The organism is Streptomyces sp. NPDC059169, from assembly GCF_042755225.1.
Taxonomy (GTDB): Bacteria; Actinomycetota; Actinomycetes; order Streptomycetales; family Streptomycetaceae; genus Streptomyces.
The window spans coordinates 51,466-77,695 of record NZ_JBHZCF010000009.1; the positions used below are offsets into that span (position 1 = coordinate 51,466).

Sequence of the window (26,230 nt, forward strand, 5' to 3'; positions counted from 1 at the left end):
ACTTTCGCGACACGCCCTGGACCGGGCGGGCGCCGACGGGCCGGTGGATCAGCCGCCTGCGGCCGAGCCGGAAGGCACCGGGCCCGGGAGCCCCCTGGTGCCGTCGCCCGCGGCCGCGACGTCGGCGTCGCACCGTGCGGGCCCCACCTGCCGGTCCGTACCCCGCACGCGCACGAAGGTGCGGCCCTCGGGGTCCTCGTTGTACGCGGCGGTGCAGATCACCTGCCGCAGCCCGGTGTCGTCCAACGCGCTGACCGGGACGGGCACGACGACCTCGATCCCGTCCTCGCCCTCCGCCCGGGGCAGCAGCACCTCCACACGGCCCCCGGGCGCCAACGGCGGGAGTCCGCTGACGAGTCCGGACAGCTTGTCCTTCCCGACCGGGCCGGCGAACAGCGCCGCGATCGTCTTGGCCGTCGTCACCGGGGGCTTCGAGGTGCTCCCCGTGCCGGCTGCGGAGTCGGCTTTCTGACCCGACCGGATTTCGTCCACCGGCCGGGCCACCGGCACCAGTGCACCGTCGGGGGATCGGAAGAAGAGCAGCATCCTGCCCTCCCGGGCGGGGAAGACGTCGACCTTCGCCGGGCCGCCCGCCTCGATGACGTCGGTCTCCTGGATGCCGCAGCCGGCGAGGCCGAGTACGGCGACCAGCACGGCCGTGCCGCGCCGGCGGTGCCTCACTCCGTCTCCTCCCCCGTGCGCAGCGGAATCTCCACGGTGAAGACCGCGCCGACGCCCGCCGGGCCGTTCGCCGCGCGGACGGTGCCGCCGTGCAGCCGCACGTTCTCCTGGGTGATCGCCAGTCCGAGTCCGCTTCCCGCGGAGCGGGTACGGGCCGCGTCGGCCTTGTAGAAGCGGTCGAAGATGTGCGGGAGGGCGTCGGGCAGGATCCCGGGACCGCTGTCGGCGACCTCGACGACCAGCAGGGGCCGTCCGCCCGTCGCGCCGTCGGTGTGCTCCTTCGCGTCGACCCGGGTGTGCAGCCGCACGGTGACGGGCGAGGCACCGTGTCGCAGGGCGTTGCCGACGAGGTTGGCGATCACCAGGTCGAAGCGGCGCGGATCGAGGCGGACCCGGATGCCCTCGGGCAGGTCCGTGCGGATCCGGTCGTCGGCCCAGTGTCGGTTCTGCAGGGTCTTGCGGATGGCTACTGCGGCGTCCACCTCATCGGTGTTGAGTTCGGCCGCGCGGGCGTCGAAGCGGGAGATCTCCATCAAGTCCTCGACGAGCACGGCGAGTTTGCCCGTCTCGGCGCTGATCAGCCGCACGGCACGAGCAGTGTCGGCGTCCAGGTGGTCGGCGTCTTCGTCGAGCACCTCGGTGACGGCGAGCATGCCGGCGAGCGGCGTGCGCAGTTCGTGCGAGACGTCGGAGGCGAAGCGGCGGGCGCGTGCCTCGGCCTGCCGCAGTTCGTGCACCGAGCGTTCGAGCTCTCCCGCCGACTCGTTGAACGTACTCGCCAGATCGGCGAGTTCGTCGCTACCCCTGACCCGGATGCGGGTGTCGAGGCGCCCCCGCCCCATGCTGTGGGCGGCTTGCCGCAGCTCGCGCACCGGGCGCAGCACGCTGCGCGCGGCGATCAGCGCGGGCACCAGGGCGATGCCGAGTCCGGGCAGCGCGCCGTCCCGTGCTGCTGTCACCAGGGCCTCGACGTTGGTCTGTTCCTCGCTCATGCGCATGACGGCGTACAGCACGAGACCCGTGGACAAGGTGCCGCCCGGGCCGACCTTGAAGACCGTGGGCATGCCCATGGTCAGGTACGGCACGCCGTTCTTGACGACCCGTTGGAAGCTCCCGCGGGGATTGCCCTTGGCGGCACGGCGCAGCTCGGGGGTGATCACGGTGGACGTGGGGCTGGTTCCCGACGACATCCTGAGGGAGCCGTACTCCGCGAAGACCACCCAGGGGTGCGGCTTGCCCTTGCGGGCGATGTCGCGGAGCAGCCACTGCCAGTCCGACGGGCCCACGGGGAGGGCAATCCCCAACTGCTGGATGTGGTCGCGGAACGAGGAGACCGCCGTGTCCTGGGCGGTCTCCAACACGGCGTTGCGCGCCTCCCGGTAGGTCAGGGCGGCGGTGGTTCCGGCGCTGACCGCGGCGACCAGCAGGAACGCGAGGACGAGCCGGGTACGCAGTCCGAAGGCGGCGATGCGGCGCGCTCGCCGCCCGCGGCCGGAGTCGGGCCGGGAGGCGGAGCTCACAGCGGCCCGAAGCGGTAGCCGAAGCCCCGCAGGGTCTGTATGTAGCGGGGACGCCCCGCCTCGTCCTCGATCTTGTTGCGCAGGCGGCGTACGCAGGCGTCCACCAGCCGCGCGTCCGCGTGGTAGCTGTGCTCCCACACGTGCTCCAGCAACTGCTGCCTGCTGAAAACCTGTTCGGGGGCCGCGGAGAGGTGCAGCAGCAGTCTCAGCTCGGAAGGCGCGAGGGCGAGGGGCCGACCGGACTTCGCGACGGCGAGTCCCACCCGGTCGATGGAGAGTTCACCGTGGTGCTCCACGGCCTGCCGCCCCCCGGAGTCCTCCATCCGGCGCAACACGGCACGGATCCGAGCCTCGATCACCTCGGTGCGTGCCGGTTTGACGATGTAGTCGTCGGCGCCGGCCTCCAGGCCGACCACGACGTCGAAGTCGTCGCCCCGGGCGGTGAGCATGATGATCGGCAGTTGGCTGCTCTCCCGGATCCGGCGGCAGACCTGTACGCCGTTCATCCCGGGCAGCATCAGGTCGAGGAGCACCAGGTCGGGGCGGAACTCGCCGAGCGCGGCGAGGCCCGCCTCCCCCGTGGCCGCCGACCGTACCTCGTGGCCGCGGCGGCGCAGCCCGAGTTCGACTCCTTCCCGTACCGAGGGGTCGTCTTCGACGAGGAGCACGCGTGGCATCGGTGGATTCCCTGGTGGAGTCAGCGCCGGGCGAGTCGCTTGCGGGCGCCCGCGAGGAGGGTGTGGAGTTCGTGGAGCCGCAGGGGCCGGGCGAGCAGCGCGAAGGCGGCGGCGATCACCAGCGCGCCGGCCGCGAGGGAAGCGACCGCGCCCAGCGGCGCGCACTGCCGGGCCGCGAGGTGCCCGAGCACCCCGGCCGGGACTGCGGCGACCAGCAGCCGGGCGTGGGCGGCGAGGGCGGGTGAGCGCCACGGCCGCGGGGCGGACAGCCTGCGGCTCAGCACGTACCCCGTCAGTGCCCAGCCCGTGCACAGCGCCAGCCCGTACGCGGCGGCCATGCCGGTCACCGCCCAGCGGGCGGGCAGCAGCACGTAGGCCACGACCGACAGGCCCGCGTTGAGGCCGGCGATCACCAGGTTCAGCAGGAAGGGGGTGCGGGTGTCGGAGAGCGCGTAGAAGGCGCGGGAGAGGACGTACTGCCCGGAGAAGGCGATCAGGCCGGGTGCGAAGGCCATCAGGGTGCCCGACATGACGCCGATGTCACCTTCGTCGGTCTGCCCGTACTGGAAGGCGGCGGCCATCACCGGTCGTGCGAGCGCGAACAGCACGCACGCGGCGGGGACGACGACGGCCGCGCTGCTGCGCAGGGCGTAGGAGACGTCGCGCCGCACGCTCCCGGTGTCCCCGTCCACCGCTGCCCGGCTCATCCGCGGCATCAGCGCGGTGACCAGGGAGACGGTCACGATGCCGTGGGGCACGGCCCACACCTGGTAGGCGTTGTTGTACGCGCTGAACCCGGCGCCGCCGTCGATGCCTGCGGCAGCTGCCGCGCTGCCCGCGGCCGTGGCCAGCCGCGTGGTGGTCCAGTAGGCGAGCTGATTGGTGAGCACCAGCAGCACCAGCCACCCGGCCGACCGCAGCGGCCTGGTCAGACCGCTGCCCCGCCAGTCGAGGCGCGGGCGCCAGCGGAAGCGGGCCGCACGCAGCACGGGCACGAGGGCGAGCGCCTGGACGGCTATCCCGGCCGTGGTGCCCCAACCGAGCAGGGCGGTCTCCGCCGGGGTGAGGGTTCCCCCGTCACTCGTCGCCAGGAAGAGGCCGAAGACGGCGATGACCACGACGTTGTTGAGGACCGGCGTCCACATCATGGCGCCGAACCGGCCGCGCGCGTTCAGCACTTGCCCGAGCAGGGTGAACAACCCGAGGAAGAAGATCTGCGGCAGGCAGTAGCGGGCGAAGGCGACGGTCATGGCGGCCTGCCCGCCGGTGTAGTCCGTGTAGCTGCCGATGATCGCGGGCGCCGCCCACACCGCGGCCCCGGTGATCGCGAGCAGGGCGACCACGCAGACGGTGAGCAACCGGTCGGTGTAGGCGGCGCCGCCGTCCTCGTGCTCCTTGGCCGCCTTGACCAGTTCGGGGACGAAGACGGCGTTCAGCGCGCCACCGAGGAGCAGGGTATAGACGATCGTGGGGAGGGAGTTGCCGACCGCGTAGCCGTCGGCCGTCAGTCCGACGCCGAGCGCCGCGGCGACCACCGCGGACCGGACGAACCCGGTGGCGCGGGAGACGACGGACCCGGCCGCCATGACGGCACCGCTGCGCAGCGCCGAGCCGTCCTCCGCATCCGGGTGGTGCGCCGGGGCCGGGTCGCCGGTCGGCGAACCGCCGTGCCGTGCAGCGTCGTTGACGGTCCCGCCGGAGACCGCGGCACCCGAAGGTGCGGCGATCCGGGCCGTACCACCGGGCAGTTCCTCGCCGGGCCGGACGCCCGGGGAGCTCGCGGCACCGGGGCTGCGGTCGCCCCCCGGCCGGGTGCCTGCCCCTCGTGCGGTTTCGGCCCGCTGGACGCTCCGGTCCACGGGCGCACCGTCGGACCGTGCCGCACGGTCGTCGCCGCTTCCGTCCCGCGCCCCCGGCAGGGACCCGCGCGCCCGCGCGGTGGTGTCGGTCGGTCGCCTCCCGTCCTGACCGGCCGTGGCGCTCACCGGCGCGCCAAGTAGGCCTGGAAGGCTCGGTGAAGCGCGTGGTTGGCGGTCCCGCCCAAAGGTTTCTCCCACTCCCCCAGCGTCTCGACGACCTGGCCTCCGGTGCCGAGCTTCCAGCGCAGCAGCCCGTACGCGCGTTCGTCGGGGTCAAGTGTGGAGGGTACCCCGCGCATGTCGTAGACGTGGGCCCCCCGTGCCCGGGCGTGCAGGAGCATCTGCCACTGGAGGGCGTTGGACGGCCGGACCTCGCGGCGGTGGTCCGCCGAGGCACCGGTCTGGTACCACACCCGGTTGCCCACCGTGATCATCGTGTGGGCGGCGAGCACCTCGCCGCGGTGGCGCGCGAGGTACAACTCCATCCGCCCCGGCTCCTCGGCGTTGAGGGCCGCGTACTGGCGCTCGTAGTACGCGAGCGAACGGCCCAGCCGGAAGCCGTCGCGCTCCTCGGTGATCCTCAGGAGGCGGTAGAACTCAGGGAGGTCCGCGGCGCTGCCGACCACCACCTCGACACCCTCCCTCCGGGCGCGGCGGACGTTGCGCCGCCACTCCTGGTTGAGCCCGGCCCACAGGTCCTCCGTGGTCCGCCCGGAGAGCGGCACGTGGAAGACGTGACGGGGCTGCGCGTCCCCGTCGTCCCCGGACCCGTCGCCACCGCACCGCTGCCAGCCCCGTGCGCGCAGCCGTTCGCCGACCGCGGTGCCCAGCGGGTCCACCTCACTGGCGAGGACGTCACCCAGGCTCCGGCCGCTGCCCGTCTGCGACTTGAGGCGGGACGCCTGCCAACGGCGGTAGGCCGGCGAAGGACCGATGCGCACGGCGAAGGCCCCGGCCTCCCGCAGGTACCGCAGCAGCGGGGTGAGCCAACGGTCGATCTCCGGGTCGGCCCAGTCGACGACGGGTCCCTCGGGAAGATAGGCGAAGTGCTTGCGGGTGCCCGGCAACTGACGCAGCAGCACCAGGGCCACCCCCGACAGGTCCCCGTTCTGCGGCTGGGCGCCCCAGCCGAGCAACAGGGCCCGCCAGCCCTCCTTGACCTGGGCCCAGGACGGGCACTGGAGGAACCCGGCACCGAGCTGTGCGCCCGCGCGGGAAGCCAGGAACGTGCGGTAGGTGTCCGGGGAGACGGGTTCCAGCCGGAGGCCCCCGCCGCGGGCGTTCCGTACCCGGTCCGCTCGTGTGCGATCCGCCGGTTCGTGGTGGCCCCGGCCCCGGTCCTCGTGGCGGCGGTCATCCCGGCCGCCGCCGGCATCCGTGACGAGCAGCGCTGACACAGTGTGAACCTCTCTGTGGGGAACGCCGAGATGTTCACAGCCGCGCGTGACCGCCCCGCGCGGCGAATGTGACCGGACCATGACCGTTTCTCACCAGTCGCCGTCACACTGCCACCACCTCGTTCACCTGCTCTTCTCCCGTCCTAGAGTCACCTTCGACCCGTCGGCGCGCCCGCCCCGCGCCAGAGCCGCCTTCTTCCACAACGGAGGTCCCCCGTGAACCCCATACGTGTGCGCGTCGCCACGGCAGCGGTGCTGCTGCTCGCGCCGCTCACCGCCTGCTCGTCCGGCAACGCTCCCTCCCGGGCCGACGCCAAGGGCGGTGGTGCGGCGGCGGACGCGTCCGTGTCCGTCTCCGTCACCCCGAACGGCCGCGGTGCCGGAGCCGGCGAGCCGGTCAAGGTGACGGCGAAGGGCGGCAGTCTGGCCTCGGTCGGCGTCACCGACGGCAAGGGCAGGGCGCTCACGGGCAAGCTGTCGGCCGGCGGAACCGTCTGGACGTCGGACCGCAAGGCCGCTCCCGGCACGACGTACACCGTGACGGCATCGACCCGCTCCCCGGGCGGCACGGCGGGCACCAGCAGGTCCTCCTTCACGACCGCCGAGGCCGAGCGGGTCAACAAGGTGGACTGGCGGCCGGGGAACGCCACCACCGTCGGCGTCGCACAGCCCGTCTCGCTCGTCTTCGACCGCCCGGTGACGAACAAGGCAGAGGTGGAGCGGCAGTTGAAGGTCACCGCCTCGGACGGCACGGAGGGCTCCTGGGGCTGGCTGAAGGACTGGTCGGGCAAGGACCGCGTGGACTGGCGGCCGAAGGACTACTGGAAGTCGGGTACGAAGGTCACGCTCGACGCCCAGCTGAACGGCACGGACTCCGGCGGGGACGGCGGTTGGTTCGTCCGCGACTACCGGACCTCCTTCACCGTCGGGGCCCGTCAGATCGTCAAGGTCGACCTCGACAGCCACCGGCTGACGCTGGAGCGTGACGGCAAGGTGGTGCGGAAGATCCCGGTCTCCGGCGGAACGCCCGGCGGTGACAAGCGTTCCTGGCACGGAACGGCCGTCCTGATGGCCAAGGAGGGCACGATCAACATGAACTCCGAGACCGTGGGGCTGGGCGACGCCTACGACAAGATGGTCGACTACTCGATGCGGCTGACCTGGTCCGGGATGTACGCACACGCCGCTCCGTGGAACGCCCGGTACTTCGGCAACGCCAACCGGAGTTCGGGCTGCATCGGGATGGGCGACGAGGACGCCGCGTGGTTCTACGCCCAGGTCCGGCCCGGTGACCCGTTCGAGATCAAGGGGGCGGAGACCAAGGGCGTGGTGGCACCGGGCAACGGGTTCGGCGCGTGGAACGTGTCGTGGACGGACTGGCAGGGGCGGAGCGCCCTGCGCTGACGTCCGGCACACCGACGCGACCGTGGGGCGCCGGACGCAGCGGCGGTGCGGGCTGGCACCGGCGCCCGGAGGGGTCTCGCACACCACACCGGGCCTCGCCGCGGCGGTCGCCGCGCACGCCGGACGTCCTCCACGGCGGTCGCCGCGTTCGTGCCCGAAGGGCGCACCGGGCCCGGCCCACGAACGGTCCGGTCCGTGCGGGACCGCCGTCCACCGCAGCGGACGCGGCGAGCCCGGCGCACGCACCGCTCAGCCGGTCATCTCCCACATCAGGACCTCGGCGTCCCCGGCGGCGACGAGCTCCAGCCCCTCGGCGTCCGTGATCCGCGCCGCGTCCCCGGGGCCCAGGTCGTCGCCGGCGAGCCGCAGCACACCGCGCACGACGTGCACGTACACGGAGGAGGCGTCCGGGACGGCCGTCCGCGCGTCCGCCACCAAACGCCGCACGTGCAGCAGCGCCCCCGCGGCCGGCAGTGCGTAGGGCGTGGAGTCGGCGATGCCGCGCACGACCTCGTACGAGGGCTCGCCGCCCGGATCCCGGGGGGCGAGCCACATCTGCACGAACACCAGGGGGGCGTCCCCGTCGTTGCGCTCGGCGTGCCGCACCCCGCCCGCAGCGCTGAGCCGCTGCACGTCCCCGGGCCGCACCACAGTGGCGCGCCCCGTGGAGTCCCGGTGGGTCAGCTCGCCCTCCACCACCCAGGTCACGATCTCGGTGTGGCTGTGCGGATGCTCGTCGAAACCGGCCCCGGGGGCGAGCCGCTCCTCGTTGCAGGCGAGGACCGCCCCGAAGCGGAGGTTGTCCGGGTCGTAGAACCCACCGAAGGACAGGGCGTGCCAGGACTCGATGCCGGCGGCGGCGTCACCACCGCGGTAGCGCTCTTCGGCGCGCCGAACGGAAATCACCCCCCTACCGTAGGGGGCGCACCCCCTCGTGTGCCGGTACGGGGGCACCGCGGGCCACCCGCCCGCCCGGACCCGCCACTCCGCTCGGCCGTCCCGATAAGGCACTCTTGTCCCCGTGCCTGAACCCGCGAACGCCGCCCATCCGCATTCCGCGACACTCAAGCGCCTGGAGCAGTCCTCCGGGCGGCTCGCCGCGAACGCCATCGCCCGCATGGACGAGACGCTGCCGTGGTACCGGGCGATGCCACCGGAGAACCGGTCCTGGATCGGTCTGGTCGCCCAGGCCGGCATCGCCGCGTTCACGGAGTGGTTCCGGCATCCCGAGACCCCGCAGGCGATCTCGACCGACGTCTTCGGCACGGCTCCGCGCGAGCTGACCCGCGCGATCACCCTGCGCCAGACCGTGGAGATGGTGCGGACCACCATCGAGGTCATGGAGGCGGCGATCGAGGAGGTCGCCGCGCCGGGGGACGAATCGGTGCTGCGCGAGGCACTGCTCGTCTACGCCCGGGAGATCGCCTTCGCGACGGCCCAGGTGTACGCGCAGGCCGCCGAGGCGCGCGGCGCCTGGGACGCCCGGCTCGAATCGCTCGTGGTGAACGCGGTGCTGTCCGGCGAAGCGGACGAGGGTGCGGTGAGCCGCGCCGCGGCACTCGGCTGGAACTCGCCCGAGCACGTCTGTGTGGTGCTGGGGACGGCGCCGGACGGGGACAGCGAGCTGACGGTGGAGGCGATCCGACGCGCCGCCCGGCACGCGAAGCTGCAGGTGCTGACCGGTGTGCTCGGCGACCGGCTCGTCGTCATCGCGGGCGGCAGCGACAGCCCGCTGCACGTGGCCAAATCCCTGATCGGCCCGTACGCGGCCGGGCCGGTGGTCGCCGGTCCCGTGGTGCCCGACCTACTGGCGGCGACGAAGTCCGCGCAGGCCGCGGCGGCCGGGCTGAAGGCCTGCTCCGCCTGGCAGGACGCGCCGCGGCCGGTGCTGGCCGACGATCTGCTGCCGGAGCGCGCCATCGCGGGCGATCCTTCCGCGCGCGAGCAGCTGGTGGAGGAGATCTACAGACCGCTGGAGGAAGCCGGCTCCGCGCTGCTCGAGACCCTGAGTGTCTACCTGGAGCAGGCGAGCAGCCTGGAGGGCGCGGCCCGGATGCTTTTCGTCCACCCCAACACCGTCCGCTACCGGCTCCGACGTGTGACGGACGTCACCGGATGGTCACCGTCAGATGTCCGCTCCGCGTTCACTCTCCGGATCGCACTCATCCTCGGGCGTCTGGTAGAGGGCGATCAACAACCCTAGGATTTTGTTGGACACCGACAATTCCCCTGACGGTTCTTGGTCCCTGTCCCCACGGGCGGCCGGGACCATCCACAAGAGAGAGTGTGAGGGTGCTCGTACTCGTCGCTCCCGGCCAAGGCGCTCAGACGCCCGGCTTCCTGACCCCCTGGCTCGAACTCCCCGGCGCCTCCGACCGCGTTGCGGCCTGGTCCGACGCCATCGGGCTCGATCTCGCCCACTACGGGACGAAGGCCGATGCGGACGAGATCCGCGACACGGCCGTGGCACAGCCGCTGCTCGTCGCCGCCGGTCTGCTGTCCGCGTCCGCGCTCGGCGACGCCTCGGCGAGCGCGGTGGCCGGCCACAGCGTCGGTGAGATCACCGCCGCCGCCTTCGCCGGCATCCTCGACGACGTCGCCGCGCTGCGCCTGGTCCGCACACGCGGCCTGGCCATGGCCGAGGCCGCGGCCGTCACGAAGACCGGCATGTCCGCACTGCTCGGCGGCGACCCCGAGGTGAGCGTGGCGCACCTGGAGAAGCTCGGCCTGACGCCCGCGAACGTCAACGGCGCGGGCCAGATCGTGGCCGCCGGAACCATGGAGCAGCTCGCCGCGCTGGAGGCCGACAAGCCCGAGGGCGTCCGCAAGGTCGTGGCGCTCAAGGTGGCGGGAGCGTTCCACACGCACCACATGGCACCCGCCGTGGCGAAGCTGGAGGAGGCTGCCGGGGCGCTCACGCCCGCGGACCCGAAGGTGCGCTACGTCTCCAACAAGGACGGTCTCATCGTCACCGACGGAGCCGAGGTGGTCTCCCGGCTGGTCGGTCAGGTCGCCAATCCGGTCCGCTGGGACCTGTGCATGGAGACTTTCAAGGAGCTCGGTGCCACCGCCCTCGTCGAGGTGTGCCCGGGCGGTACCCTCACCGGTCTCGCCAAGCGCGCCCTGCCGGGTGTCGCGACGCTGGCGCTGAAGACACCCGACGACCTCGACGCGGCCCGCACGCTGATCGCCGAGCATTCAGCCTGACAAGGAGCCGTGACAGCATGTCGAAGATCAAGCCCAGCCAGGGCGCCCCGTACGCACGGATCATGGGGGTCGGCGGCTACCGCCCCACTCGGATCGTGCCGAACGAGGTGATCCTCGAAACGATCGACTCGTCCGACGAGTGGATCCGCTCCCGGTCCGGCATCGCCACCCGCCACTGGGCCTCCGACGACGAGACGGTGACCGCGATGTCGGTCGAGGCTGCGGGCAAGGCCATCGCCGACGCCGGGCTGAGCCCGGAGCAGATCGGCGGTGTGATCGTCTCCACCGTGTCGCACTTCAAGCAGACCCCTGCGGTCGCCACCGAGATCGCCGACAAGGTCGGTGCGGTCAAGCCGGCCGCTTTCGACATCTCCGCGGGCTGTGCGGGCTTCGGCTACGGACTCACCCTGGCCAAGGGCATGGTGGTCGAGGGCTCGGCGGAGTACGTGCTGGTCATCGGGGTCGAGCGGCTCAGTGACCTGACCGACCTGGAGGACCGTGCCACGGCCTTCCTGTTCGGTGACGGCGCCGGTGCCGTCGTCGTCGGCCCCGCCAAGGAGCCGGCGATCGGCCCGACCGTCTGGGGCTCCGAGGGCGACAAGTCGGAGACCATCAAGCAGACCGTGCCGTGGACGGACTACCGCGACGGCGCCGTCGAGCGGTTCCCGGCCATCACGCAGGAGGGCCAGGCGGTGTTCCGCTGGGCCGTCTTCGAGATGGCGAAGGTCGCCCAGCAGGCGCTGGACGCGGCCGGGATCACCGCTGACGACCTGGACGTCTTCATCCCGCACCAGGCGAACATGCGGATCATCGATTCGATGGTGAAGACACTGAAGCTGCCGGACCACGTCACGGTCGCCCGTGACGTGGAGACCACCGGCAACACCTCGGCCGCCTCGATTCCGCTCGCGATGGAGCGACTCTTGGCGACCGGTCAGGCGAAGAGCGGCGACACCGCGCTCGTCATCGGCTTCGGGGCGGGGCTCGTCTACGCCGCCACGGTCGTTACCCTCCCCTAGGCAAGTATCCGGATCTTTCCGGGCAACGCCCAGATCAACCTCTGCTACATACCGAAGGAGCGCCACATGGCCGCCACTCAGGAAGAGATCGTCGCCGGTCTCGCCGAGATCGTGAACGAGATCGCCGGCATCCCGGCGGAGGACGTCCAGCTGGACAAGTCCTTCACCGACGACCTGGACGTCGACTCGCTGTCGATGGTCGAGGTCGTCGTCGCCGCCGAGGAGCGCTTCGACGTCAAGATCCCGGACGAGGACGTCAAGAACCTCAAGACCGTCGGTGACGCTGCCGACTACATCCTGAAGCACCAGGACTGATCAGGTACGCCACCCAGCGGTGGCGCCGCTGATTCACGAACCCTCATACACGTGGAGAAAGAATTCCTGTGAACTCGACCAATCGCACTGTGGTCGTCACCGGTATCGGCGCAACCACACCGCTGGGTGGCGACTCCGCATCGACCTGGGAAGGTCTGATGGCGGGACGCTCCGGGGTGAAGTCCCTCGAGGGCGAACGCTTTGCCGACCTGCCCGTCCGCATCGCCGCCCCGGCGGCCGTGGACCCGGGCGACGTCCTGCCGCGTCCGCTGGCCCGCAAGCTGGACCGATCGGCCCAGTTCGCGCTGATCGCCGCGCGCGAGGCCTGGGCGGACGCCGGCTTCACCGCACCCGCGGGCGAGGACGACACGATCCGGCCCGAGCGGCTGGGTACGGTCATCGCCTCCGGCATCGGCGGTGTGACCACGCTGCTCGACCAGTACGACGTGCTGAAGGAGAAGGGCGTCCGCCGCGTCTCCCCGCACACCGTGCCGATGCTGATGCCCAACGGCCCCTCCGCCAACGTCGGTCTGGAGGTGAACGCCCAGGCGGGCGTGCACACCCCGGTCTCCGCGTGCGCGTCGGGCGCCGAAGCCATCGGCTACGCCGTCGAGATGATCCGCACCGGCCGCGCCGACGTCGTGGTCGCGGGCGGCACCGAGGCGGCCATCCACCCGCTGCCGGTCGCGGCGTTCGCCAACATGATGGCGATGTCCAAGAACAACGACGAGCCCGAGAAGGCCTCGCGCCCCTACGACACGGCGCGTGACGGCTTCGTCCTCGGCGAGGGCGCCGGGGTCGTCGTCCTGGAATCCGCCGAGCACGCCGCAGCGCGGGGTGCTCGCGTGTACTGCGAGGTGTTGGGGCAGGGTCTGTCCGCGGACAGCCACCACATCGCGCAGCCCGAGCCGACGGGCCGCGGCATCGCGGCCGCGCTGCAGAACCTGCTCGACGCGACGGACCTCAAGCCGTCGGAGGTCGTCCACCTCAACGCCCACGCGACGTCCACCCCACAGGGAGACGCGGCCGAGATCAAGGCCCTGCGCAAGGTGCTCGGCGACGACCTCGACCACGTCGCGGTCTCCGCGACCAAGTCGATGACGGGTCACCTGCTGGGCGGCGCCGGCGGCATCGAGACCGTCGCCACGGTCCTCGCCCTGCACCACCGGACGGCCCCGCCGACGATCAACGTCGACGAGCTCGACGCCGACATCGAGGCCGACATCGTCCGCGGCGAGCCGCGCGCACTGCCCGAGGGCACCATCGCGGCGATCAACAACTCGTTCGGCTTCGGCGGCCACAACGTGGTCCTGGCCTTCCGCACGGTCTGACGTCCGCACCTGGCCTCCGCCCGGGCGAACACGACGGCGGGGTCCGACTCCCGGGGGAGTCGGACCCCGCCGTCGTGTCGTCAGCGCAGCACCCGGGCCACGGGAGCGCCCGCACCGGTGCGGCGACGGGCGCGCCGGTGCGGCGAGCAGCTCGGCACCCTGCCGCCGGGCGGCACCCCTTCGCCTCGGGTACGGCACCGGCGTCCCCACGAACGTCATCGGGCGGGCGGCCGCCCGGGCACCGGGCGCCGCTCACGCACCTGCCGGAACAGCAGATCGCCGCTGCGGGGCCGTTCCCGGCGGAAACCGCTCGTGGAGCGTGGACGACAGGAGCGGTGCACCGGGGAGCGGCAGCCCGCACACGCAACAGCCCCGGCCGACGTAGGAACCGGGCGGGGCTGAGAGGGACGGCAGCGCAGGGGGCTCAGACGACCTGGTGGAGCCAGCGGACCGGGGCGCCCTCGCCGGCGTACCGGAACGGCTCCAGTTCGTCGTCCCAGGGCTTGCCCAGGAGCTTGCAGATCTCCGCTTCGAGGTCGGTCTCCCCCTGGGCGGAACGGGCGACAGCGGCACGGAGCCGGTCCTCGGGAATGAGGATGTCTCCGTGGATGCCGGTGACGGCGTGGTAGATGCCGAGTTCGGGTGTGGCGCTGTAGCGCTCGCCCTCGGCGGTGGCGCACGGTTCGGCAGTGACCTCGAAGCGGAGCATCTGCCAGCCGCGCAGGGCGGACGCGAGCTTGGAGGCCGTACCCGGCTCCCCTTGCCACGAGAACTCCGCCCTCCAGGTGCCGGGTGACGCGGGCTGTCGGATCCAGTCCAACTGGACGCGTACGCCCAGTACGCCCGCCACCGCCCATTCGACGTGCGGGCACAGCGCGCGAGGGCTTGAGTGAACGTACAGAACACCGCGTGTCGTCACCGGGACCTCCACTGTGGGACGAGGTTCGCCTTCCCCAGCGGCCCAGTAAACAGCATCGGGAGTGAAACTCCACAAAACGGACACCGTGTGACGTGATGTAATTTACCGGAGCCAGGGGGCCGGGTGCCTCTGGTTCGACGGGGAAAAGCTACCGTGCGGCGGCGGCTCAGGTCTGTCGTACCGCCCGTCCCGGGCCCGTACGCACCGAGCTTTCACCCGCCAGGACGTCAACGGGGAGGGCAGATGCGTGAAATCGGAGGTGGCCTGCGCCCGGGGAGTCGCCCGCGCGCGTCCGTCGCCGTTCTGACGGCTGCGGCACTGGTCGCCGTGGCCGGGGTGGCGGGGTGTGAGGAGCCCGCCCCCGCCACGCGGAGCGGTCCGTCCGGCAAGCCGCCGCGCCCGTCCTCCTCCCCGACGCCCCTCTGGGACCGCAGCCCGGCCTCGCTGGCCGCCGTCGGCGACTCGATCACCCGCGGCTACGACGCCTGCGCGGTGTTCGCGGACTGCCCCGAGGCGTCCTGGGCGACCGGCACCGACACGGCCGTCCGCAGCGTCGCGCTACGGCTGCTCGGCGCGGCGGGGGCCACCCGACGCGCGTGGAACCACGCCAGGTCCGGGGCACGCATGTCCGAACTTCCCGCTCAGATGACGGCTGCCGCGGCACGCAGGCCCGAGTTGGTGACGGTGATGGTCGGGGCCAACGACGCCTGCCGCGACTCCCCCGCACGGATGACGCCGGTGGCGGACTTCAGGAGGTCCTTCACCGAGGCGATGCGCTCACTGCGCAGCACCGCGCCCAAGGCGCAGGTCTACGTGTCGAGCGTGCCGGACCTGAAGCGGCTGTGGGCGACCGGCCGCACTGACCCCCTGGGTCGGGAGATCTGGAAGTTCGGCATCTGCGCCTCCATGCTGAAGGACGCGGATGACGTGGGCCCGGCGGCGCAGGCGCGGCGCGCCGAGGTCTACGAGCGGGTGGTGGCGTACAACGCGGTCCTCGAGGACGTCTGCACGAAGGACCTGCTGTGCCGGTACGACGGCGGGGACGTCTTCGCCTTCGGATTCACCGGCGGGCAGTTGAGCCGCTGGGACTGGTTCCATCCGAACAGGAACGGCCAGGAGCAGCTGGCGGAGATCGCCTACCGCAACATCACGGCGCCCGAGCCGCGCCGCTGACCCTCCGGCCCGGTACGTCGGCGCCCGACGCCCCGGCGGTCCAGCCCGACGCCGGGAGGGTCCGCGGCCGCGGGCACCCTGTGGAGGAACCGAACCCGCCCGCGGAGCGCCCGAGTCGCCTTGAGTCCGTCTGGTCACACCTCAACTCCTTCTCGATACTGGCCACTTCGGCCTCGACAGTCTCGCGAAGGGAACACGGCGTGCGACGGACACCGGGACTCCTACTCGTCTCCGCGGTGCTGGGCACCGCACTCGGCACGGCTCCGGCCCACAGCGCGGGCGCGGAACAGGCGGCACGGGCGGCGACGGTCGAGGAGCAGCGGCTCGACCGAGCGGTCCCGCAGGAGATCCTGCGACGCAGCGGATTCGACTCCGTGGCACGGGAGTTCGCCCACTCCCTGCGGACGGCCGACTCGTACGCCGAAGCCGAACGCACCGTCACGAGCCACGGTTCGCGGCTGTGGCACCGGGCGGTCGACAGGGCGCAGGGCAGGGGCCCGGTGACCGGCGACCTGAGTCGGGACGACGACCGGCCGCTGTACTGGGCGCGGCTGGGCATGACCCGGGAACTACGCGGGTGGCGGCCCGGGTTCGAGGTGTCGGACGCCGTGCGGTCCCGACTGCTCGACCGGCTGGAGCAGACCTCGCGCGGCCAGGACACGATGGCCTTCCCCCGAGGCGGGCGCTTCAAGCGCATCGTGCTGACCGGCTTCGATCCCTTCACCCTCGACCGCGACATACGGATCAGCAACCCGAGCGGGGCGACGGCGCTCGCCCTCGACGGCACCTGGATACGCACGGCGGACGGCCGCCCGGCCCGGATCGAGGCGGCGGTCTTCCCGGTGCGCTGGTCCGACTTCGCGGCCGGAACCGTCGAACGGGCCCTGGGCCGCGTCCTGCCGCGGGCGGACCTGTTCACCACGGTGAGCCAGGGGCGGGTGGGCAGGTTCGACGTGGAGCGCACCAACGGCGCCTGGCGCGGCGGTTTCCCGGACAACGAGAACCTCTCGCGCACCGGGACCGTTCCCGTCGACGACCCGGCCGCCCAGCCGCAGTGGACGGTGACGACCCTCCCGTACGCATCCATCACGACCGCGGACACGGGTCGCTTCCCGGTGTACGACAACACCGCGGTCACCGAGATACCGGCGGGCGGCACCGACCCCGTGACCCGGCCCGACGGTCCCACGCCCGGTTCCTCGGCGCGGGCCGGGGGCGGCGGGAACTACCTCTCGAACGAGATCGCCTACCGCGCCACGCTGCTGCGCGACCGCCTCGGCCGGCACGACTCGCTGCCGGGTGGCCATGTGCACACGCCGGTGCTGCAGTTCGGCGCGGGCAACACGGACCCGGCGACCGGCACGGTCACCGACCCCGAGTTCGTGAGCAATCGGCTGGACGTCATCGCTCAGGTCCGATCCATCGTGTCGGTGGCGGCGGGCGGCTGACGGGCGGCGGCAACCGCGGCGCGGCCGACCCGACCCCGAGCGGTCGCGCCGCGCACGACAGTGGGCCGGAGCGGTCGAGAACGCACCTGTCGCGGACGCGCCTAGGGCGCGATGCGGTCCTTGTCGAAGGTGAGCGGAGCCGGGGCGCCGGGTGCGGACTCCGGCTCGCGCCGTTGTTCCGTGAGGTCCCGTACCAGCAGCGTCGCGCCCGCCACGGCACCCGGCATCAGGAAGACCGCGACGAACGGCACGACGAACGCCAGGGCGAGCGGAACTCCGAAGCCGAGCACCAGTGTCCGGCGGCTGCGCAGCAGCGCGAGGCGCTCCGTCAACTCGGTGCCGCGCCGCTGCAGCGCCACGGCGGTGAGTTCCTCGGCGAGGAAGAAGCCGGAGACGCAGAACCCGATCGCCGGGACCACGGTCTGCCCGACCACGGGGACGAACCCGAGCGCGAAGAGCAGCACGCCGTACAGGGCGACCCTCACGAGCACGCGCAGGCTGTCCCGTGCGGAGATCCACAGCTCGCGCCAGAGCGGCAATCCGGACCGGGGGACGTCGCCGCCTTCCACACGGTCGACTTCCTCGGAGAGCGACTCGTAGAAGGGCTGCCCGATCAGCAGGGTCACGGCCGTGAAGGTGATGACGGCAAGGAACAGGCCGAAGGCGAAGACCAGCGCGGTCAGGAAACCCCGGAACAACCCGAGCCACGGGGATGACCAGTCGTCGGCGAACGGTGTGGCCCAGCCCACCAGATCGTCGGCACCGTAGCCGAGTCCGACGAGGGCGCCTGCGTACACCGCAAGGGCGATCAGTCCGGGCAGCAGCCCGATCCCCAACCACCGGCCGTGCCGGCCGACCCACTGCTGGCCCTTCACCACATAGCCGAAGCCAACCCCGAGATCACGCATGCGCCTCAGCCTATACGGGCACCACCAGCAGCAGTCATGACCATGAAGACCGACGGTACGGGGCAACGTTCCGGACACCTGCGGCGACCGCGGCCGCGCGCCCCTCAAGTCCCTCTTGTTGCCGGTGGGATGAGCCGGTAGACCCTGCGTACCGAACGCTTCCGACGCCCGGAGGTCCGTAACGATGGGTTTACCCCGATCCGTCCTGGTCGCCACGGCGTGCAGCGCCGCGGCCGCTCTGGCCGGTGCATTGTCCCTCACTCCCGTGCACGCCGACCCGGGCCGCGATCACGACGGTCCGCACCCGGTGCGCGAGGGCGGCGGCCGCGGCACCGCCCTGGACGGCACACCGATCACGGACGCCGCACTGCGGGCGTTGGAACGCGCCGCACCGGGGCTGCCCAGCGGCGTCGGCTATCCGCGCAGGACAACGCTCACGCCCCCGCCGACCGATCCTGCCGACACATCGATCAAGCTGGGCCTCACGCCGTACCACGCACTCGCCCCACGCCTGAACGCCTTGCAGCGGACCGGCGACCGGGTCAGCGTCGAGGTGGCCGGACGCTCGGCCGGCGGCCACGAGCTCTACCTCGTGACCGTCACCGCACCGGAGACCGCCAAACAGGCCCGGGAGCAGGAGCGGATGCGGGAACTCATCGAGAACAGGCCGGCGGCGGCCGCGCGGGACGGGCACCTCGAGGCCGCCTACAAGACCCCGGTGTTCATCAACAACAACATCCACGGCAACGAGTGGGAGGGCACCGACGCCGCCCTGGCGCTCATCGAGGAGCTCGCGAAGGCGAAGGACGCGCCAACCGCGGACCTGCTCGCCCGGCACCGCGTCCTGATCAACGTCACCGCCAACCCGGACGGCCGCATCGCCGGCACCCGGGAGAACGCCAACGGCTTCGACCTCAACCGCGACGCGATCACCGCCTCACAACCGGAAACCCGCCTCCTGCGGAGCATCGCCGTCGACCGCCAGCCCGCCGTGATGCTGGACCTCCACGGCTACGTCAACGGCACACTCATCGAACCGACGACTCCTCCACACGGCGAGAACTACGAGTACGACCTCTTCCTCACGCATGCGTACGCCAACGCCCTCGGTATGGAGAAGGCGGTCAACGCCCTCGGCTACACACCGCGGAAGGACGGTGTCCGGCCTGCCGTCATCCCCTTCCGCGACCAGAAGGAGGGCTGGGACGACTGGCCACCGGTCTTCACCCCGCAGTACGCGCCGTTCCACGGCGCCGTCGCCGCGCACACCGTCGAGGTCCCGCTCGCCGTGAACAACGACGCGTACGAGTCGCTCCCCGTCGCCGAACTGCGCCGTCGCTCGGCGGTCAACACCCGCGTGGCGGGGGCCGCCATGCGCGCCGCCCTCCACTACACGTACGCCCACCGCAGCTCCGTGCTCGCCGCCCAGATCGAGATGTTCCGGCGCGGCGCGGCGGGCGAGGCGCAGCGGACGGTGTCGGAGAAGACCGTGCCGGGGGTGCCCGGCATCGGCCCGGAGGACGTCTACACGACGGCCTTCCCACGGGCATACGTGATCCCCTCGGGGAAGCAGCAGCGCAGCGCAGTCGCCGCGGCCCGGTTGGTGGACCACCTTCTCGCCAACGACGTGCGAGTGGACCGGGCCCGGACCGCCTTCCGACTGGCGGGACGCGGCTATCCGGCGGGCTCGTACGTCATCGACATGCACCAGCCCAAGCGGGGCCTCGCCAACGTGCTCCTCGCCGACGGCCGGGACATCAGCGCGAAGGTGTCGGCGATGTACGACATCTCCGGCTGGAGCCTCGGGCTGTTGTGGGGCGCCCGTGTGGAGAAGGTCGCCCGGGGCCCGTTGGCGTACGACGGCCGTCCGGTGCGCGGCGCGGCACCCACGGGCCGGGTGGCGCCGCACGGTGACCTGGAGCTGCGTCTGGACGATCCCCGGGAGTTCGCCGCCCTGAACGTGCTGCTGGCGCGGGGCGTCGCCGTGCGGAGGGGGGCGGCCGGCGGCTCGGCGGTCGTCCCCGGCTCGGCACGCGCCGAGGCCCGTGCACTGGCGGACCGTTACGGGGTGGTGTTCCGTGCCACCGCGGAGCGGGGCGGGGCCACGGTGAAGCGCACCAGGGTCGCCGCGGCGGTGGGTGCCGGAGAGCTCTTCGCCCTGCGGGAGATGGGCTTCGACGTGGTGCCGGTGTCGACGGAGTCGCTCAATGCGGGCTTCGACTGGTCACGGGTGGACGCGCTGTTCGTGTCGGCGGGCCTGGACGTCGGGAAGCTGACGCCTGCTGCACGCAACGGGCTGGATCGGTTCCTCGGCCGGCGCGTGACCGCAGTCGTCGCGTCAGGGAAGGCGGGAGCGGCGTTCAACTCCTCGACCGGGCTGCTCGGGGTGCGCGCCGTGGCGGGCAGCGAGGACGGCAACGGCGTGGTCCGGGTGGTCGATACGGGCGGACGGATCACCGCGGGTGCCCCCGCGCACACCTTCGTCTACGCCCCTCTGTGGTTCACGGGCCTCGGCGCCGGCACGCGGGTGGAGCAGCGCTACGGGTCCGGGGACCCGGTGGTCGCGGGCCACTGGCGGGCCGGCGCGAACGGCAGCGGCGGCCCCCAGGACGCGGCGGGGAAGGCGGCCGTCGTCAGCGGCGCGTCGGTGCACGGCACCCCGGTGGTGCTGTTCGGTACGGAACCGCTCTTCCGGGACCACCCGAAGGGTTCGTTCGCCCAGGTCGGACGGGCCCTGCTGGGCTGAGCCCGGCCGGTCCATCCCTGGCGCGCCGGTCCCGGACCCCGCCGGGCAACCAACGGGGCTCCGCTGCTCCCGGCCGGGGAGCAGCGGAGCCGGCTCGGGGCCGCGCCCCGGCGGGGTGCGGCCCCGAGCCGTGCCGGCCGCGGGCGTCGCAGCGGCTCAGACGGCGAGTTCCACCGTGATGTTGCCGCGGGTGGCCTTGGAGTACGGACACACCTGGTGCGCCTTGTGCAGCAGGTCCCGCGCGGTCGCGGCGTCGACGTTCGGGATGACCGCCGCGATCTTCACGATGAGCCCGAAGCCGTCGTCGTTCCTGCCGATGCCGACCTCGGCAGTGACCGTCGCACCGGAGACGTCGACCTTCTCCTGGCGGGCGACCACACCCAGTGCGCCCTGGAAGCAGGCGCTGTAACCGGCCGCGAAGAGCTGCTCCGGGTTGGTCCCGGCGCCGGAGCCGCCCATCTCCGCAGGCGGGTTGACGACGACGTCGAGCCGCCCGTCGCTGGTCGATACGCGGCCGTCGCGGCCGTTCCTGGCGGTGGCGACCGCGGTGTAGAGGACGTCGGACTGCTGGATGGACATGAAGGAGTTCCTCACTCGTTCGCCGCGGCTCGCGCCCACGACCGCGGCGGCTGCGACGAGCCTACCGGTCGAGCGAGACGATCATCTTTCCGGTGTTCTCGCCGCGGAGCATCCCCAGGAAGGCGTCGGCACCGTTCTCGATGCCCTCGACCACGGTCTCCTGGAACTTCAGCTCGCCGGAGCGGAGCCAGCCGGCGACTTCCTGGACGAACTGCGGCTGCAGTGCCGCGTGGTCGCTGACGAGGATGCCCTGCAGCCGCAGCCGCTTGCCGATCACCATCACGAGGTTGCGCGGAGCGGGGGTCGGCTCGGTCGTGTTGTACTGGGCGATCATTCCGCAGAGGGTGGCGCGGCCGTGCAGGTTGAACGAGGAGATCGCGGCCTCCAGGTGCTCGCCGCCCACGTTGTCGAAGTAGACGTCGATCCCGTCGGGCGCGGCCGCCTTGAGCTGCTCGGCGACGGGGCCGTTCTTGTAGTTGAACGCGGCGTCGAAGCCGTACTCCTCGACGAGGAGCTTGACCTTCTCGTCGGAGCCGGCCGAGCCGATCACCCGCGACGCGCCCTTCAGCTTCGCCATCTGGCCGACCTGATTGCCGACGGCACCGGCCGCGCCGGAGACGAACACCGCGTCGCCCTCCTTGAAGGAGGCGACCTCGAAGAGACCCGCGTAGGCGGTGAGGCCGGGCATGCCGAGCACGCCCAGGTAGGCGGAGAGCGGAGCCGCGGCGGCGTCGACCTTGGTGGCGTGCTGAGCGGGCAGGTCGGCGTACTCGCGCCAGCCGAGACCGTGCAGCACGTGGTCGCCCACGGCGAAACCCTCGGCGTTGGAGGCGATGACCTCACCGACGGCACCGCCGTCCATGGGCTGGTCGAGCTGGAAGGGCGGGACGTACGACTTCACGTCGTTCATCCGGCCGCGCATGTAGGGGTCGACCGAGAAGTGCAGGTTGCGGACGAGGATCCGGCCCTCGCCCGGTTCGGCCACCGGGGCCTCGCGCAGGGCGAAGTCCTCCGGCTTGGGCCAGCCGTGCGGGCGGGCGACGAGGTGCCATTCACGGCCGGACGTGGGAAGAGCGGACATGGTTGCAGTGCCTCCTAGAAAGCTTCATGTTCTGAAACAACCATGCTCCTGAATATTTCATGTTGTCAAGTATCCGGGTATGCTGAACATCATGGCCACCAACCCCGCAGACCCGTTGACCCTCGAGGTCGTCGACCTCATCGGCACCATCGTGGCGCGCTATCACGACGAGTACGAGGAGGCCGCGAGCCGCCACGCACTGACCGGCGCGCAGGCCCGGGTGCTGGGACTGCTGTCGTTGGAGCCGACCCCGATGCGGCGGATAGCGCAGAAGCTGAAGTGCGAGCCGTCGAACGTCACCGGGATCGTGGACCGGCTGGAGGCTCGCGGGCTGGTGGAGCGACGGCCCGATCCGGCGGACCGAAGGGTGAAGATCGCGGCCGCGACGGACAACGGACGCGCGACCGCACGACTACTGCGGGAGTCGCTCCACTTCGCGCGCGAACCGCTGGCCGAGCTCTCGGACGAGGAGCGTACGGTGCTGCGCGACCTGCTCAGACGGATGCTGGGCGAACCGGCCGCGTAGACCGGTGCGACCAGGGACGGGCGACGGCCGCACGGGAGAGGCCGGGAACCGGGAACGTCGGGGGGACAGGACGGAGGGCCGGGGCAGACCTGGGCGGAGCCCGCGGACGTCGCCCCTACCGGGGCCCGCCCGGCGCACGTGCCCCGGGGCCCTTGTCCGCCCGGGGCCTCACGTGCACCAGAAGAGGAACCAGGTGCAGGTCTCGGTCGGCGAAGGGGTCGCCTTGGGCGACGGCGGGCCGACGGGCAGCGAGGGCCGCGGGCTCGTCGACGGCCCGGAAGGCTCGCTCGTCACCGTCGGAGAATCGTTACTGCTCGGCTCGGAACCAGCCGGCGCGGACGCGGACCGCTCGGCTCGCGACGGCGCCACGGCGGTACCGGGCCGCACGCCGTCCCCGCCCTCTCCCGCACCGGGGGAACCGGGGGTCCGGCGTTCGACGGGGGCCGACGATGTGGCGGGCGCCTCACTGACCGCGCTCGGCCCGGGTGGCGGCTCCGCGCTGTTGGTCGGGTCCGGGACGTCGTCGACCGCGATCGACTCCTGCTCACGGACCTCGACCGCCGCGCCGTCGTCACCCTTCGACTCCGTCGCCAGCTTCGCCAGGCTCAGCGCACCCGCGGCGAGCACCAGCCCGACGGTCCCGAGCAGCACCCTCCGACCCCGCTTCCGTCGCGCCCTGCGGCCCGCGGGAGCCTTGCGGCGGGCCGGCGCCTGGGCGCGGCGGCGCCCGGCGGGCGGCCGGTCGTCACCGTACGCACCGCCCAGCTCGATGACGACGTCGTCGGCAGCGGCGACGGGACCCCGGTGTCGGATCTCGTCCGCAGGGGTACCGCACCCGGCGCACGCCAGAGCCCCGTTCAGGTGTCGACGGCAGAGGTGGCAGTAATCCATGGCGCCCGCAGCGTATGCAGCCGACGAACGACGAGGACGGCAGGGACTGTGAGGATCCTGTGTGGATACGCCACGGCTCCGGCACGTCGCCTTGGGCAACGGACCCCCCTTCACCGTTTCCTCGATCGGAACGGGGCGTGTTCCCGGGCGGGAGGAGCCGACCAGGAGGAGCCCGCCAGGGAGCCGGACGGGCGGCACCGCGCCGTGCCGCGGGCAGGATGGAGCCATGGACTCCTTCGGGCCGCAGGCATTCCAGCTCGTCCTGCTCCGCCGCATGGCCGATCACCAGCCGGACCTCGTCGAAGACGCCCGCCGGGAACTGGGCGCGTCCCTCACCGACATGAGTGAGGCGAACCGCCGCTGGCAAGCCATGGTGCGGTCACCGCGTGCCCGCGGGGCCCTCTCCCGCTACCGCTCCGTGCTCGGTGAGCCCTCGTCCACCACCCGCCGGCGCATCGGCGACCTGGAGTGCGACGCCCTGCAGTGGCCCGTGCCCCTCTGGCCCGATCTGCGGTTCGACGTGCTGGCAGGTCCGGATGGCGCGGTGTGGAACGAGTGGCTCGTGCGCGCTCCGGGCGCGGCGGCCCCCGTGCTGCGCACTGAGGACGACCTGCGCCCCTGGTCCTGCACCGTCGACGAGGTGGCCGACGCCTTCGCGCCGGCGCGGCCGATGGAGGGCACGGCGCCCACGCGGTGGCGACTCGCCTTCACCCTGCCCGGCGGCAAGCCGTGCGTCGCGGAGTTCACCTGGGGGTTGCTGCAGCGGCTGATGTGACGTCAGGTGTCCGTCCTTCCCCTACCCCCGACCGGCTCAGCTCAGCGCGCGGCCCGCCGTGGGCGAGCCGACGATGGCGAAGGAGATGACCGCTCCCGGGAGGATCTGCCGTGTCCGTCAGTCTTGAGCAGTTGCGCCGTTGCCACGTCGCCGTCGACCTGGGCGCCGCGAGGACGCGCGTCTTCGTCAAGGGGGCCGGACTCGTCGTCGACGAACCGAGCGTCGCCGCGGTCAACACCCGCAACGGCGCGCTCATCGCCGTGGGCGAGTTCGCCGAGAAGATGACGGGCCGCACCCCGGACTACATCAAGGTCATGCGTCCCGTGTCCGGCGGCAGCGTCGTCGACATCGACATGGCCCAGCGCATGCTGCGCCAGCTTCTCGGGGAGAGGCTACGCCGCCAGTTGCGCCGCAAGCCACGGCTGCGGGCCGCCGCGTCCACCCCTCATGACGCGGACCCGCTCGCCCAACGCGCCACGGTGGAGACGCTGGTCGGGCTCGGTGCGCGGCGCGTCGAGCTGGTCGACACGCTGATCGCGGCAGCCGTCGGCTGCGGGCTCCCGGTGGAGCAGCCGACCGCCACCATGGTCATGGTGTGCGGCGCTGCCACCACCCAGATCGCCGTCCTCTCCCTCGGCTCGATCGTCACCGCCGTACGGATCCCGATCGGCGGCGAGGCCATCGACCACGCGGTGATCCAGCACCTGCGCCACCAGCACGAACTGATGCTGCCCAGCCAGTCCGTACGGCCCCTGCAGCTCGCGCTCAGCGGGAACGGCCTCACCCTCCAGGGGCCGGCTTCCACCGAGATCCACGGCCGGGACGTGGCCACCGGGCTGGCCCGTTCCGTCAGGGTCGACACCGCTGCCGTGCGCGATGCCATCCACACCCCGCTGACCGCCGTGCTCGACGGCATCGGGAGGATCCTTCGGGACTGCCCGCCCGATCTGGTCGCGGACCTCGCCGATCGCGGCATCATGATGGTCGGCGGCAGCGCGCGGCTGCCCGGCCTGGACCAGATGCTCCGCGACGCCACGGGGATGCCGGTGCACATCGCCGACCAACCCGACGTCTGCGCGGTGCTGGGACTCGGGGCGATGCTGGAGGGCCGCATCCAGGGCATGTTCCTCGAGCCCCTGCCGGACTGAGGGCACCCACGCCCACCGGGGCGTCTCCGGTTGCGGCACCACGGTCACGGGCCCCACCCGTCGCACCCGGCCGGGGAGCACAGCCGTCCGGCGCCGGCGGGGACGGCGTGCCCGGGCCCGGACGCGGGAACGGTCGGCACAGGAGCTAACGGGCCGACCGGAGGGCGATGCGGGTGCTCGACTGGGCGACGCCCGCGTCGCGCTTGAGGCGGCGCAGCAGGGCGTCGAGCTCGGCGGGGTCGGCCGCGCGGGCCCGGACGAGGTAGTCGTACGCCCCCGTCACGTGCACGACCTCGGTGATGCCGGGGAGTTTCAGCACCACCGCCTCGAACTCCTCGTTGGTGGTGTCCAGGCGCAGCGTGATGTCGATGAAGACGACGAGCCCTTCACGGCGCCCCGCCGCCGGGTCGACGAGCGTGGTGAACCCGCGGATCACACCGTCGCGCCGCATTCTGCGCACCCTGTCGGCCGCCGCGTTCGCGCTCAGTCCGACGCGTACGCCCAGATCGCGGTAGGAGATCCGCGCATCCTCCCGCAGCACACCGAGGATGTCACTGTCGATGCGGTCCATACCGCGATTGTCGCAGTCAGCACCGGAATGCAGCCGCGTGGGCGACGACCGGCAT

Annotated in this window: 24 protein-coding genes; 12 read left to right on the top strand and 12 right to left on the bottom strand. The window is 72.3% G+C overall.

Annotated features, from left to right (window positions below):
- Window positions 1-48: 48 nt before the first annotated feature.
- The 5 genes from ACFXOM_RS18300 to ACFXOM_RS18320 form a co-directional block, all read right to left on the bottom strand.
- Window positions 49-681: a hypothetical protein gene (locus ACFXOM_RS18300; RefSeq protein ID WP_384937491.1), complete on the bottom strand. Its 633-nt coding sequence runs from the start codon at window positions 679-681 to the stop codon at window positions 49-51.
- A complete protein-coding gene (locus ACFXOM_RS18305; protein ID WP_385038458.1) occupies window positions 678-2,201 on the bottom strand; it encodes a sensor histidine kinase in 1,524 nt (507 codons plus the stop codon). The genes ACFXOM_RS18300 and ACFXOM_RS18305 overlap by 4 nt, the downstream gene beginning before the upstream one ends.
- Window positions 2,198-2,878 (bottom strand): response regulator, encoded by a 681-nt coding sequence (locus ACFXOM_RS18310; RefSeq protein ID WP_384937497.1) that lies wholly within the window; start codon window positions 2,876-2,878, stop codon window positions 2,198-2,200. Before ACFXOM_RS18310 ends, ACFXOM_RS18305 begins: the two co-directional genes overlap by 4 nt.
- A gap of 20 nt (window positions 2,879-2,898) precedes the next feature.
- A complete protein-coding gene (gene murJ / locus ACFXOM_RS18315; RefSeq protein ID WP_384937525.1) occupies window positions 2,899-4,464 on the bottom strand; it encodes a murein biosynthesis integral membrane protein MurJ in 1,566 nt (521 codons plus the stop codon).
- Window positions 4,465-4,859: 395 nt separating this feature from the next.
- The gene (locus ACFXOM_RS18320) at window positions 4,860-5,996 is read right to left on the bottom strand and encodes a lipid II:glycine glycyltransferase FemX (RefSeq protein ID WP_384937528.1); all 1,137 of its coding nucleotides are present in this window, start codon (window positions 5,994-5,996) and stop codon (window positions 4,860-4,862) included.
- 354 nt (window positions 5,997-6,350) lie between these two features.
- On the opposite strand from ACFXOM_RS18320, the gene ACFXOM_RS18325 reads away from it, so the two are divergent.
- On the top strand, window positions 6,351-7,538 hold the full coding sequence (locus tag ACFXOM_RS18325; protein WP_384937499.1) for an Ig-like domain-containing protein: 1,188 nt from the start codon (window positions 6,351-6,353) through the stop codon (window positions 7,536-7,538).
- A gap of 249 nt (window positions 7,539-7,787) precedes the next feature.
- On the opposite strand, the gene ACFXOM_RS18330 is transcribed toward ACFXOM_RS18325, so the two are convergent.
- Window positions 7,788-8,444: a pirin family protein gene (locus ACFXOM_RS18330; protein WP_384937502.1), complete on the bottom strand. Its 657-nt coding sequence runs from the start codon at window positions 8,442-8,444 to the stop codon at window positions 7,788-7,790.
- 115 nt (window positions 8,445-8,559) lie between these two features.
- Here ACFXOM_RS18330 and fasR point away from each other — a divergent pair, with 115 nt between their 5' ends.
- The 5 genes from fasR (at window position 8,560) to fabF (ending at window position 13,410) form a co-directional block, all read left to right on the top strand.
- Complete coding sequence (gene fasR / locus ACFXOM_RS18335) at window positions 8,560-9,741, top strand: fatty acid biosynthesis transcriptional regulator FasR (protein ID WP_384937505.1); 1,182 nt, start codon at window positions 8,560-8,562, stop codon at window positions 9,739-9,741.
- A gap of 89 nt (window positions 9,742-9,830) precedes the next feature.
- On the top strand, window positions 9,831-10,745 hold the full coding sequence (locus ACFXOM_RS18340) for an ACP S-malonyltransferase (protein ID WP_384937508.1): 915 nt from the start codon (window positions 9,831-9,833) through the stop codon (window positions 10,743-10,745).
- 17 nt (window positions 10,746-10,762) lie between these two features.
- Window positions 10,763-11,764 carry a ketoacyl-ACP synthase III gene (locus tag ACFXOM_RS18345; protein WP_384937511.1) on the top strand — a complete coding sequence of 334 codons (1,002 nt, stop codon included), beginning with the start codon at window positions 10,763-10,765 and terminating at the stop codon, window positions 11,762-11,764.
- Window positions 11,765-11,830: 66 nt separating this feature from the next.
- Window positions 11,831-12,079 (top strand): acyl carrier protein, encoded by a 249-nt coding sequence (locus ACFXOM_RS18350; protein ID WP_384235120.1) that lies wholly within the window; start codon window positions 11,831-11,833, stop codon window positions 12,077-12,079.
- Between the two features lie 68 nt (window positions 12,080-12,147).
- Entirely contained in the window at window positions 12,148-13,410 is a 1,263-nt protein-coding gene (gene fabF, locus ACFXOM_RS18355) for a beta-ketoacyl-ACP synthase II (protein WP_384937514.1), read from the top strand.
- A gap of 424 nt (window positions 13,411-13,834) precedes the next feature.
- On the opposite strand, the gene ACFXOM_RS18360 is transcribed toward fabF, so the two are convergent.
- Window positions 13,835-14,329 carry a DUF3145 domain-containing protein gene (locus tag ACFXOM_RS18360; protein WP_384932108.1) on the bottom strand — a complete coding sequence of 165 codons (495 nt, stop codon included), beginning with the start codon at window positions 14,327-14,329 and terminating at the stop codon, window positions 13,835-13,837.
- Between the two features lie 243 nt (window positions 14,330-14,572).
- Here ACFXOM_RS18360 and ACFXOM_RS18365 point away from each other — a divergent pair, with 243 nt between their 5' ends.
- Together ACFXOM_RS18365 and ACFXOM_RS18370 are read left to right on the top strand one after the other, a co-directional pair.
- On the top strand, window positions 14,573-15,502 hold the full coding sequence (locus tag ACFXOM_RS18365) for a GDSL-type esterase/lipase family protein (protein ID WP_384932111.1): 930 nt from the start codon (window positions 14,573-14,575) through the stop codon (window positions 15,500-15,502).
- A gap of 200 nt (window positions 15,503-15,702) precedes the next feature.
- Window positions 15,703-16,950: a pyroglutamyl peptidase gene (locus tag ACFXOM_RS18370; protein ID WP_385038461.1), complete on the top strand. Its 1,248-nt coding sequence runs from the start codon at window positions 15,703-15,705 to the stop codon at window positions 16,948-16,950.
- 101 nt (window positions 16,951-17,051) lie between these two features.
- Here ACFXOM_RS18370 and ACFXOM_RS18375 read toward each other — a convergent pair whose 3' ends face one another.
- A complete protein-coding gene (locus ACFXOM_RS18375) occupies window positions 17,052-17,858 on the bottom strand; it encodes an EI24 domain-containing protein (protein WP_384932117.1) in 807 nt (268 codons plus the stop codon).
- Window positions 17,859-18,042: 184 nt separating this feature from the next.
- Here ACFXOM_RS18375 and ACFXOM_RS18380 point away from each other — a divergent pair, with 184 nt between their 5' ends.
- Complete coding sequence (locus ACFXOM_RS18380; RefSeq protein WP_384946242.1) at window positions 18,043-20,604, top strand: M14 family zinc carboxypeptidase; 2,562 nt, start codon at window positions 18,043-18,045, stop codon at window positions 20,602-20,604.
- 156 nt (window positions 20,605-20,760) lie between these two features.
- Here ACFXOM_RS18380 and ACFXOM_RS18385 read toward each other — a convergent pair whose 3' ends face one another.
- Together ACFXOM_RS18385 and ACFXOM_RS18390 are read right to left on the bottom strand one after the other, a co-directional pair.
- The gene (locus tag ACFXOM_RS18385) at window positions 20,761-21,183 is read right to left on the bottom strand and encodes an organic hydroperoxide resistance protein (RefSeq protein WP_384932123.1); all 423 of its coding nucleotides are present in this window, start codon (window positions 21,181-21,183) and stop codon (window positions 20,761-20,763) included.
- Between the two features lie 61 nt (window positions 21,184-21,244).
- Window positions 21,245-22,264: an NADP-dependent oxidoreductase gene (locus ACFXOM_RS18390; RefSeq protein WP_384932126.1), complete on the bottom strand. Its 1,020-nt coding sequence runs from the start codon at window positions 22,262-22,264 to the stop codon at window positions 21,245-21,247.
- 91 nt (window positions 22,265-22,355) lie between these two features.
- On the opposite strand from ACFXOM_RS18390, the gene ACFXOM_RS18395 reads away from it, so the two are divergent.
- Entirely contained in the window at window positions 22,356-22,790 is a 435-nt protein-coding gene (locus ACFXOM_RS18395) for a MarR family winged helix-turn-helix transcriptional regulator (protein ID WP_384932129.1), read from the top strand.
- Window positions 22,791-22,958: 168 nt separating this feature from the next.
- Here ACFXOM_RS18395 and ACFXOM_RS18400 read toward each other — a convergent pair whose 3' ends face one another.
- Window positions 22,959-23,681 carry a hypothetical protein gene (locus ACFXOM_RS18400; RefSeq protein ID WP_384932132.1) on the bottom strand — a complete coding sequence of 241 codons (723 nt, stop codon included), beginning with the start codon at window positions 23,679-23,681 and terminating at the stop codon, window positions 22,959-22,961.
- 226 nt (window positions 23,682-23,907) lie between these two features.
- Between ACFXOM_RS18400 and ACFXOM_RS18405 the strand changes: the two genes are divergently transcribed.
- Both ACFXOM_RS18405 and ACFXOM_RS18410 read left to right on the top strand, forming a co-directional pair.
- Window positions 23,908-24,456 (top strand): hypothetical protein, encoded by a 549-nt coding sequence (locus ACFXOM_RS18405; protein WP_385038464.1) that lies wholly within the window; start codon window positions 23,908-23,910, stop codon window positions 24,454-24,456.
- 110 nt (window positions 24,457-24,566) lie between these two features.
- Window positions 24,567-25,604 carry a rod shape-determining protein gene (locus ACFXOM_RS18410; protein WP_384932138.1) on the top strand — a complete coding sequence of 346 codons (1,038 nt, stop codon included), beginning with the start codon at window positions 24,567-24,569 and terminating at the stop codon, window positions 25,602-25,604.
- A 145-nt stretch (window positions 25,605-25,749) separates the two neighbouring features.
- On the opposite strand, the gene ACFXOM_RS18415 is transcribed toward ACFXOM_RS18410, so the two are convergent.
- Window positions 25,750-26,175, bottom strand: a complete 426-nt coding sequence (locus tag ACFXOM_RS18415; RefSeq protein WP_384932141.1) for an Lrp/AsnC family transcriptional regulator — start codon at window positions 26,173-26,175, stop codon at window positions 25,750-25,752.
- Window positions 26,176-26,230: the final 55 nt, after the last annotated feature.